This window comes from Nocardia sp. CNS-044 (genome assembly GCF_059570515.1).
Genome location: NZ_JCANSX010000005.1, coordinates 1,342,970 through 1,351,348, shown reverse-complemented (window position 1 = coordinate 1,351,348; position 8,379 = coordinate 1,342,970). Strand labels below are relative to the sequence as shown.

General features: G+C 66.7%; 11 protein-coding genes. 2 read left to right on the top strand and 9 right to left on the bottom strand.

Translation table 11 applies throughout. The features are described from left to right. Positions 1-16: 16 nt before the first annotated feature. Positions 17-511, bottom strand: a complete 495-nt coding sequence (locus tag T333_RS07105; RefSeq protein WP_496423960.1) for a YbaB/EbfC family nucleoid-associated protein — start codon at positions 509-511, stop codon at positions 17-19. A 14-nt stretch (positions 512-525) separates the two neighbouring features. After that, positions 526-840, bottom strand: a complete 315-nt coding sequence (locus tag T333_RS07100) for a hypothetical protein (RefSeq protein WP_355000140.1) — start codon at positions 838-840, stop codon at positions 526-528. A 265-nt stretch (positions 841-1,105) separates the two neighbouring features. Here T333_RS07100 and dtd point away from each other — a divergent pair, with 265 nt between their 5' ends. Together dtd and T333_RS07090 are read left to right on the top strand one after the other, a co-directional pair. After that, the gene (gene dtd, locus T333_RS07095; RefSeq protein WP_355000141.1) at positions 1,106-1,537 is read left to right on the top strand and encodes a D-aminoacyl-tRNA deacylase; all 432 of its coding nucleotides are present in this window, start codon (positions 1,106-1,108) and stop codon (positions 1,535-1,537) included. Between the two features lie 151 nt (positions 1,538-1,688). Beyond that, positions 1,689-3,194 carry a hypothetical protein gene (locus T333_RS07090; RefSeq protein ID WP_496423959.1) on the top strand — a complete coding sequence of 502 codons (1,506 nt, stop codon included), beginning with the start codon at positions 1,689-1,691 and terminating at the stop codon, positions 3,192-3,194. A 595-nt stretch (positions 3,195-3,789) separates the two neighbouring features. On the opposite strand, the gene map is transcribed toward T333_RS07090, so the two are convergent. The 7 genes from map to rplR form a co-directional block, all read right to left on the bottom strand. Then, positions 3,790-4,593, bottom strand: a complete 804-nt coding sequence (gene map, locus T333_RS07085; RefSeq protein ID WP_355000143.1) for a type I methionyl aminopeptidase — start codon at positions 4,591-4,593, stop codon at positions 3,790-3,792. Between the two features lie 29 nt (positions 4,594-4,622). Next, positions 4,623-5,168, bottom strand: coding sequence for an adenylate kinase (locus T333_RS07080; RefSeq protein WP_097246897.1), 546 nt, complete (start codon positions 5,166-5,168; stop codon positions 4,623-4,625). Further along, a complete protein-coding gene (secY, locus tag T333_RS07075; protein WP_355000144.1) occupies positions 5,165-6,487 on the bottom strand; it encodes a preprotein translocase subunit SecY in 1,323 nt (440 codons plus the stop codon). Before secY ends, T333_RS07080 begins: the two co-directional genes overlap by 4 nt. A gap of 178 nt (positions 6,488-6,665) precedes the next feature. After that, positions 6,666-7,109 carry a 50S ribosomal protein L15 gene (gene rplO, locus T333_RS07070; RefSeq protein WP_067833562.1) on the bottom strand — a complete coding sequence of 148 codons (444 nt, stop codon included), beginning with the start codon at positions 7,107-7,109 and terminating at the stop codon, positions 6,666-6,668. Position 7,110: 1 nt separating this feature from the next. After that, complete coding sequence (rpmD, locus tag T333_RS07065) at positions 7,111-7,290, bottom strand: 50S ribosomal protein L30 (protein ID WP_014349110.1); 180 nt, start codon at positions 7,288-7,290, stop codon at positions 7,111-7,113. A 2-nt stretch (positions 7,291-7,292) separates the two neighbouring features. Continuing rightward, positions 7,293-7,940, bottom strand: coding sequence for a 30S ribosomal protein S5 (rpsE, locus tag T333_RS07060; protein WP_067785204.1), 648 nt, complete (start codon positions 7,938-7,940; stop codon positions 7,293-7,295). A 31-nt stretch (positions 7,941-7,971) separates the two neighbouring features. Further along, positions 7,972-8,379 carry a 50S ribosomal protein L18 gene (rplR, locus tag T333_RS07055; RefSeq protein WP_355000145.1) on the bottom strand — a complete coding sequence of 136 codons (408 nt, stop codon included), beginning with the start codon at positions 8,377-8,379 and terminating at the stop codon, positions 7,972-7,974.

Sequence of the window (8,379 nt, the reverse complement as noted above, 5' to 3'; positions counted from 1 at the left end):
CGAGAATTACCCCAGCTCACCAGCTGGTGTCGGTGACTCCGCGATCGCGGTTCGGCGTGTACGCCTCCACGTCGTGGAAGACCTGTACGGAACCGTCGGCGTCGTGTCCGGTGTCGGGGACCACCATCGTCGCGGGCGGCGCGACCGGCTTCGCGGCATTCAGATCCGCGAGTCCTTCGATCATGTCGGTCAGCTTGGGCAGTCGTGCCTGCCGCTCCAGCACCGGAGCCATCAACTCCTGAGCCTTGCGGCCGACCTCCTGCGCGGCCTGCTGGGCGGCGGCCGTCACCGCCTTGGCGATGTCCCCGTAGGTCAATTCCTCTATGCCGGAATGAAATTTGGTATCGATGATCGTGCCGTCGGCGTTCACCGTGACGGTCACCCGCTTGCGCACGGTGGCGCTGGCGGTCAGCTCGGCCCGCGCCTGCTGGGTCGCGGCGATGGACCGGAACTGCTGCTGGACCTCCTCCAGCACGTTGGCCAATTCGGCCTTGGCGTATTCGTTTGTCATGACCTCGTACCGGCTCAGCTCAGGTCGTCGCGGTTCTGGATGTCCTGCTTCTTCATCGTGTCGGCGGTTCTGACCTGACCGGTCACGAAGTTGTCGTAGCTCTGCGACGCGTTGGACAGATTCGTCCGCGCGTTCGACTTCGACACGGCGTAGCCGTCCGCGCCGTCATGGAAGCGGCTGCCGAACTTGTCGTTACCCCAGGGTGTTCCACGCGCCGCCAACGCGGAGTCCAGATTCGTCAGCACGGATTCGATGGCGTCGCGCACCTGACCGGTCTCCACCTGCGCGGCCTTGCGCAGCATGTCGGGATCGTTTTCGACATTCGTCATCGCCATCGCTCCTCGTGCACCCGCGGACCACCGCGCCCCTTCACCTCGGACCTGCGTCCCGACCATGACATCCCCGAGCGACTCGCCAGTAGCCTTAACGTGAACCTAAGACACCCTGGGAGTTACGCGCAGATGTGTCGGCACGCCATCGTCCGATAGCCCGGTCCACTCCTGATGACTTGCCGCACAGTGGCATTGACATAGCGTCCGGACACCCCGCGATGTGCTTGTCCGTCCGGCGGACAACGGGTGCGATGATCACCGCATGCGAGTTCTTGTGCAACGAGTGACCGCGGCGCAGGTGACCGTCGACGGCGAACTCGTCGGGCGGATCGATCCCGACCCGCAGGGCTTGGTCGCGCTGGTCGGCGTCACCCACGACGACACCGAGGCGACCGCGAAAGCTCTGGCGGACAAGCTGTGGCGGCTACGCATCCTGGATGGTGAACGTTCGGCCGCGGATCTGAACGCGCCCGTGCTCGTCGTCAGCCAGTTCACCCTCTACGCCGACACCGCGAAGGGCCGCCGCCCCTCCTGGTCGGCGGCCGCGCCGGGCCCGGTCGCCGAACCGCTCGTCGACACCTTCGCCGAGGCGCTGCGCACGCTCGGCGCGACCGTCGCGACGGGCCGTTTCGGCGCGCACATGCACATCGATCTCACCAACGACGGCCCCGTCACGCTCCTGCTGGAGGCCTGAGCACGCGGTTCGCGCCGAGTTAGCTGACAGCTAGCAGCGAGCCCGATCGTTCCCGGGCGACGGCACCCGATTTGTGGCAGACTTTCCGCGAGAACAGATGCGGCCGAAGGAACGACCGTCTGTGGAAGGTGATGCGGGAGTTGGGTTCGCGATGGATCTGAGTGCTGTCGAACGACAGGTTGCGGTAGATCGCAGTGCGGCCCGAGACCGAACGGTCGATTCCGAACTCCGCCTGGCCACTTCGCTCGTCGAACTGGCCAAGGCGCTGGTCGCCACGAAGAACGATCCCGCCGCGCGCCGAGACCGAACCCTGGAGGCGCCCGCCCCTGCGCAGGAAGCGGTCGACATCCGGCTGCGGTGGCTGGCCGCGGGAATGGTCGAGGCGCGGTTCGCCGGTGAATTGCAAGAGTCGCTACGGGTCTTCGAACAGGTAACCAGGGCGGCCGGACGTCGCGACCTCGCCACGACGACCATCCGCGGCGCCTGCGCGGCGTATCGCCAAGTGGCGCAGACCCACCCGCACGTGGCGGGTATGTGCGCCGACGGGCTCGGCAAATGCGGCGTGTGGCTCGGCAGGCTGGACCAGGACGCGGCCGTCGCCGCCGTCGAGGACGCCGCCCGCATCCGCGCCGAGCTGGCCGCCGCCAATCCCGACCTGGCGGGCAAGTACCTGGCCAGCCTGAGCACGCTGCTGCGCACCCTCATGGTCGGCCGCTCGCGCAAGCAGGCGCTGGCGATGTACCGCGAACGGTACGCCGCCTTCACTTCGACCACCATGTCGATCCGGCTGCGCGCGTGCGGGATTCGCGATCTGGATCTCACGCCGAAGTCCTACAACGCGCTCGTCGAACTGGAGTGCCGCACCCTGGAGCAGGCCGGGCGGCTGACCCAGCAGCAGATCGTGCGCAAGTCCTCCGGTGACCTATCCACGGTGGAGGAGATCAACTGGCGACTGGCGCTGGTCGGGCTGCGGCCGCTCGCGCCGGGCGAGGATCCGGAGCCGCCGTCGACGCCGGTCGAGATCGGCCCGACCTTCGGCGCACTCGGCGTGCGCTGTCCGGATCGCGACGCCATGACGCAACTGCGCGCCGCCATCATCGAGGCCTACGCCCAGGACGACATCCAGCCCGTCGACAGCGCCACCTATCACAGTTCCGACGACGAGGACTGGGTGATCGGCGAGGCCGAGCTCAACACGGCTAGCACGCTCGGCGACGACGTGGTGTTGATCGAGATGTCCTACGGCGGCTGGGTGACCGTGATGAGCCTGAACTGGGAGCTGGCTCCCGTCGGCAAACACCCGCTGGCCCTGCGGCTTTCCCAGCGCTGGCCGGTGGTCAGCGTGACAGCCACCGCGAACATGTCCTACGAGCTGTGCCGCTACGAGCACGGCAAGGCGACCCAGTACGCGGCGCTCGGCCGCCCGGCCGGACCCGCCACGCTCGACGAGCCGCTCGCGCCCTTGGACTTCGGCGTGCTCGCCGCCTACGGCGCCAGCCACGCCACCGAGAACAAACTGCGGTCGGCGTTCGGCAACACACAATCCTTCGCGAACCTGACCTACCTGCCCGGCGCGGGTCTGCGGCAGCTGCGCAAGTCGATGACGCTGATCGACCATGATCACGTGCTGTTCTTCCGCAAAACCGGCCAGAGCTGAAACACCCTCGACGGCAGCCCATCCCGGGTAGCGCGCGGCATCGCGCGCGTGCCGCGGACACCAACTGCGGTCCGCTTCAGCGAGATTCGAGTAGTTCGCTACTCGGGAGCCGACCCCCGCACGGAACCTAATCTGACTGCATCGTCAGAGAGGGAGGTGCGAAACGCAGAACCACCGAACCCACAGCACCGCCGAAGGTTTCGGTCAGGCGCGCAGGGCGCGGGTGCAAGGAACGACGTCACCGATCCAGCGGCGAGCTGGGTACCGTCGGGCGACCAAAGCCGGTACACGAATGTGTCGAAGCCGGTCACCACGGCGAGATCGACCGAGACGGGCCCGGCCCGCGGCGTCGGTGCGAATCGCGTCCTCGCCGCGCGAGCGTACGGCCGAACCTGGAGTGTCGGTACATGTTCCGACCAGTTGTGCCATGCGGGTGATGTCCGCCGGGAACGTCCGGCGTCGACGGCAGCCGCGGAGAAGTGTCCCGCGCCGCTTGCCATTTCTCGTACGGCAGCATCCGGTCGAAGTGGCGACGCTGCGGCCTGATCCAGCCGCAGCGTTCTACAACGACAGATGCTACCGCGAGGCGCCGCCGCTACTCCGGGCGCAAGGTGAGGATGCGCGGTCCGTCCTCGGTGACCGCGACGGTGTGTTCCCAGTGGGCGGCGCGACTGCCGTCGAGGGTGACCACCGTCCAGTCGTCGTCGAGCACCTTGGTCTGGGTGGTGCCGAGGGTGAGCATGGGTTCGATGGCCAGTACCGAGCCGACCACGAGTTTCGGGCCCTTGCCCGGCGCGCCCTCGTTGGCGAGGAACGGGTCCATGTGCATCTCGCGGCCGATCGCGTGTCCGCCGTAACCGTCGACGATGCCGTAGGCGCGGCCGTGCAGTTCCTCGACGGCACGGGTGCCCATCTCGATGGCGTGCGACACGTCGGTCAGCCGGTTGTCCGGCACCATGGCCGCGATGCCCGCCTCCATGGACAGGCGGGTCGCCTCGCTCAACAGTCGATCGGCCTCGATGATCTCGCCGACGCCGAAGGTCCACGCGGAGTCACCGTGCCAGCCGTCCAGGATGGCGCCGCAGTCGATCGAGATCAGATCGCCCTCGACCAGGATCTCCTCCGCGGTGGGAATCCCGTGCACCACGCGGTCGTTCACCGACGCGCAGATCGAGGCGGGAAAGCCGTGGTAGCCCTTGAAGGACGGCACGGCGCCCGCGTCGCGGATGGTCTGCTCGGCGACCTCGTCCAGTTCCAGGGTGGAGACCCCGGGCTTGGCGGCCGCACGCACGGCGACGAGGGTGCGGCCGACCACCGCGCCCGCCGCCGCCATGGCGTCCAGCTCACCGGCGGTGCGGAACGGCACCACCTTCTTGCTCTTCTTGCGGCCGAAGACCATGACGGCTCAGCGCTCCCGAGACAGGGACATCAGTGTCCCAGTGCGCGCAGCGCGCGGGCGTTGACCTCGTCCACCTCGCCGACGCCGTCGACCGTGACGACCAGACCGTCGTAGTGCTGCAGCAGCGGCTCGGTCTCCTCGCGGTACACCCGTAGCCGGTTGCGGATCACGTCCTCGTTGTCGTCGGCACGACCACGCGCGAGCATCCGCTCGACCACGGTGTCCTCGGCCACGACGAAGCACAGGACGGCGTCCAGCTTCTTGTCCATGTCGCCGAGGATCTTCTCCAGGGCCTCGGCCTGATCGATGGTCCGCGGGTAGCCGTCGAGCACGAAGCCGTTCGCGGCGTCGGGTTCGTTGACCCGCTGCTCGACCATGCGGTTGGTCACGTCGCTGGGCACCAGATCGCCCGCGTCCATGTACTTCTGTGCCTCGCGACCCAGCGGGGTCTGCTGGCCGATGTTCGCGCGGAAGAGATCCCCGGTGGAGATGTGCGGGACGCCCAGCTTCTCCGACAGCAGGACGGCCTGAGTGCCTTTGCCGGCACCCGGCGGACCGAGCAGTACAACTCTCACTTGAGGAACCCTTCGTAATTTCGATTCATCAGCTGGCTTTCGATCTGCTTCACGGTGTCCAGGCCGACGCTCACCATGATCAGCACCGCGGTACCGCCGAACGGGAGGTTCTGGACGCCACCGGTGTTGCCGATATCGAGGAAGAGGTTCGGCAGGACTGCCACCAGACCGAGGTAGATGGAGCCGGGCAGGGTGATGCGGCTCAGGACGAAGTTCAGATAGTCGGCCGTCGGCTTACCGGGACGATACCCCGGGATGAAGCCACCGAACTTCTTCATCTCGTCGGCGCGTTCCTCCGGGTTGAAGGTGATCGCGACATAGAAGTAGGTGAAGAACACGATCAGGCCGAAGTAGATGGCGATGTACACCGGATTGCTCGGGTTCACCAGGTACTTCTGAATGATCTCCTGCCACCAACTGGGGTCAGGGTTGTTCTGCGACGAGGTCAGCTGCGCGATCAGGTTGGGCAGATACAGCAGCGACGACGCGAAGATCACCGGGATGACACCGGCCTGGTTGACCTTCAGCGGCAGGTAGGTCGAGGAGCCGCCGTACATCTTGCGGCCGACCACGCGCTTGGCGTACTGCACCGGAATGCGGCGCTGGCCCTGCTCGACGAAGATCACCGCGACGATGATGGCGAAGGCGGCGGCGCACACCAGGCCGAAGACCAGACCGCCACGGCTGTCCAGGATGGCCTTGCCCTCGGTGGGGATGCGCGCGGCGATGCCCGCGAAGATCAGCAGGGACATACCGTTGCCGACGCCGCGCTCGGTGATCTGCTCACCGAACCACATGACGAGCGCCGCACCGGCGGTCATCACGAGCACGATGATGATCATGCCGAAGATGCTGGTGTCGGCGAGGATGTCCTGCTGGCAGCCCTGGAGCAGCTGACCACGCGCCGCGAGCGCGACCAGACCGGTCGCCTGCAGGATGGCCAACGCGATCGACAGGTACCGCGTGTACTGCGTCATCTTCGTCTGGCCGGCTTGGCCTTCCTTGCGCAGTTCTTCGAACCGCGGGATGACGACGGTGAGCAGCTGGATGATGATGCTGGCGGTGATGTACGGCATGATGCCGATCGCGAAGACCGACAACTGCAGCAGCGCACCACCGGAGAAGAGATTGATGAGCTGGTAGATGCCTGCGTTCTCACCGCCGGAGACCAGGTCGACACATTCCTGGACGGCCTTGTAGTCCACGCCGGGCGACGGCAACGCGGCACCGGCACGGTACAGCGCGACCAACCCCAGCGTGAAGAGAATCTTCCGCCGTAAGTCCGGAGTCCGGAAGGCCGATACGAAGGCGGAAAGCACAGATCCTCCTGGCGCGAACGACATGGTCATGACATGGCTGTTTCAGCTTTGCCCGATTCCCTGGCGGACAGGGGGACGCCGAAAACCATGACGTGGCTTGGCAGACAACAATTGAACTCTAACAGTGGCACCGGACGAGCTCGTCACTCGTCCGGTGCCACTGCTTGTCAGAGTACCGTCAGCCCAGCTCGGTGACAGTGCCACCGGCGGCGGTGATCTTCTCCTTGGCGGCGCCGGTCACCTTGTCGACGGTCACCTGGACCGCGACGCCGATCTCGCCATCGCCGAGAACCTTGACCAGCTGGTTCTTGCGGACAGCGCCCGCGGCAACCAGCTCGGCCTTGCCGATCTCCCCGCCCTGCGGGAACAGCTCGGCGATCTTGCCGACGTTCACGACCTGGTACTCGGTACGGAACCGGTTCGTGAAGCCCTTGAGCTTGGGCAGCCGCATGTGCAGCGGCATCTGCCCACCCTCGAAGGCGGCGGGGACGTTCTTGCGAGCCTTGGTGCCCTTGGTACCACGGCCCGCGGTCTTGCCCTTGGAGCCCTCACCGCGACCCACACGGGTCTTCTCGGTCTTGGCCCCGGGAGCCGGACGCAGGTGGTGCAACTTGATGGTCATGTCAGACCTCCTCAACTGTCACGAGGTGGCGCACGACGTTGATCAGCCCGCGGTTCTGGGCGTTGTCCTCACGCACGACGGACTTGCGAATGCCACGCAGACCGAGGGTCCGCAGGCTGTCGCGCTGATTCTGCTTGGCGCCGATCGAACTCTTGATCTGGGTCACCTTGAGATCTGCCATTGTCAGGCTCCCTGTCCCGCACGCGCACGCAGCATGCCCGCCGGAGCGACGTCCTCGAGGGGCAGGCCACGACGGGCCGCGACCTCTTCCGGACGCTGCAGCTGCTTGAGCGCGGCAACCGTCGCGTGCACGACGTTGATCGCGTTGTCGCTACCGAGCGACTTGGCCAGAATGTCGTGAATGCCAGCGCATTCCAGCACGGCACGAGCCGCGCCACCGGCGATCACACCGGTACCGGGGGAAGCCGGGCGCAGCATGACCACGCCGGCCGCCGCCTCACCCTGAACCGGGTGGGTGATGGTCGAGCCGATCATCGGGACGCGGAAGAAGCCCTTGCGAGCCTCCTCGACACCCTTCTGGATGGCCGCGGGAACTTCCTTGGCCTTGCCGTAGCCGACGCCGACCAGACCGTTACCGTCACCGACGATCACGAGGGCGGTGAAGCTGAAGCGACGACCACCCTTCACGACCTTGGAGACGCGGTTGATCGCGACGACGCGCTCGAGCTGGTTCTTCTCGGCCGCGTTGTCCCGACGGTCGCCGCCACCGCGACGATCGCCACCGCGACGATCGCCGCGGCCGCCCTCGGGGTTGCTGCCATTCTGTCCGGCGGGTCCGTTTCCGCCGTCACGCCGCTGACGTCCCGGCATCAGACGTTCCTTCCGTTCGCAATCTTCATCATCAGAACTTCAACCCGCCTTCGCGAGCGGCATCGGCCAGAGCGGCGATGCGGCCGTGGTAGTCGTGGCCGCCACGGTCGAACACGACGGCCTCGACACCGGCAGCCTTGGCACGGGCGGCGATCAGCTCGCCGACCTTCTTGCCCTTGGCGGTCTTGTCGCCCTCCACCGCGCGCACGTCGGCCTCGATCGAGGACGCGGCGGCGATGGTCTTGCCGAGCGAGTCGTCGATGAGCTGCGCGTGCAGGTGGCGCGAGGAGCGGTTGACCACCAGGCGCGGACGCTCGGTGGTACCGGCGACCTTCTTGCGCAGGCGGAAGTGACGACGCGTCTTCGACAGACGACGCTGGGTCGAGGAGTCCTTGCCCAGCGGGATGCGCTTGGCCTTCTGGTTTTCGGTTTGCGCCAT